The sequence below is a fragment of the Streptomyces sp. NPDC034086 genome (assembly GCF_055575515.1).
In genome coordinates this window covers 115,473-116,568 of sequence record NZ_JBVISM010000017.1, presented here as the reverse complement: position 1 = coordinate 116,568, position 1,096 = coordinate 115,473, and the positions used below count along the sequence as shown (strand labels likewise).

Annotated in this window: 1 rRNA gene and 1 pseudogene; both read left to right on the top strand. The window is 71.7% G+C overall.

From position 1 onward, the window contains the following. Window positions 1-91, top strand: a 5S ribosomal RNA gene (rrf, locus tag ACZ514_RS28430); the annotation flags it as partial. 169 nt (window positions 92-260) lie between these two features. Further along, a pseudogene (locus ACZ514_RS28425) lies at window positions 261-1,096 on the top strand (hypothetical protein); the annotation flags it as partial.

Genomic DNA, 1,096 nt, shown 5'->3' with positions numbered 1-1,096 from the left:
GCCCGGTTACATTCCGAACCCGGAAGCTAAGCCTTTCAGCGCCGATGGTACTGCAGGGGGGACCCTGTGGGAGAGTAGGACGCCGCCGAACAATCTTTCAAAGGACCCTTGGTCCAGCGTTCAACGCTGGACCAAGGGTCCTTTTTTGTTTTTCACATCCTTACGCCGAAGCGCGGCCATGGGCTGGCTGCGCGAGAATGACTAGCGGTACCCCGAAGACAGGAGTCACACCCATGTCCAACTACTCCGACGATCGTCCGGAGCGCGAGCCTCGGCGCAACGACGGCGGTGACAGGGGCGGCTACCGAGGGGGCCGTGACGACCGTGGCGGCGACCGCGGTGGCGCCCGTCGCGATGACCGCGGCGGCCGGCCCGCCGCCGGTGGCGGCTTCCGCCGTGACGACCGTGGCGGCCGTCCCGCCGGTGGCGGCTTCCGCCGTGACGACCGTGGCGGCCGTCCCGCCGGTGGCGGCTTCCGCCGTGACGACCGTGGCGGGGACCGTCCGTTCTCTCCGCGCCGTGACGACGACCGTGGTGGCCGTCCCGCCGGCGGTGGGTTCCGCGGCGGTCGCGACGACCGTGGTGGCGACCGTCCGTCCTTCCCGCGTCGCGATGACCGTGGCGGGGACCGTCCGTCCTTCCCGCGCCGTGACGACCGTGGTGGCAGCGACCGTCCGTCGTTCCCGCGCCGTGACGACCGGGGTGGGGACCGTCCGTCGTTCCGTCGTGACGACCGGGGTGAGCGTCCCTCGTACCCGCGCCGTGACGACGACCGCGGTGGGCGTCCGTCCTACCCGCGTCGTGACGATGACCGTGGTGGTTTCCGCGGCGGTCGCGATGACCGTGGTGGCGATCGTCCGTCCTTCCCGCGTCGCGATGACCGGGGCGGGGACCGTCCGTCCTTCCCGCGCCGTGACGACCGGGGTGACCGTCCGTCCTACCCGCGTCGCGATGACGACCGTGGTGGTTTCCGCGGTGGCCGTGATGACCGTGGTGGCGACCGTCCGTCCTTCCCGCGTCGCGATGACCGGGGCGGGGACCGTCCGTCCTTCCCGCGCCGTGACGACCGGGGTGACCGTCCGTCCTACCCGCGTCG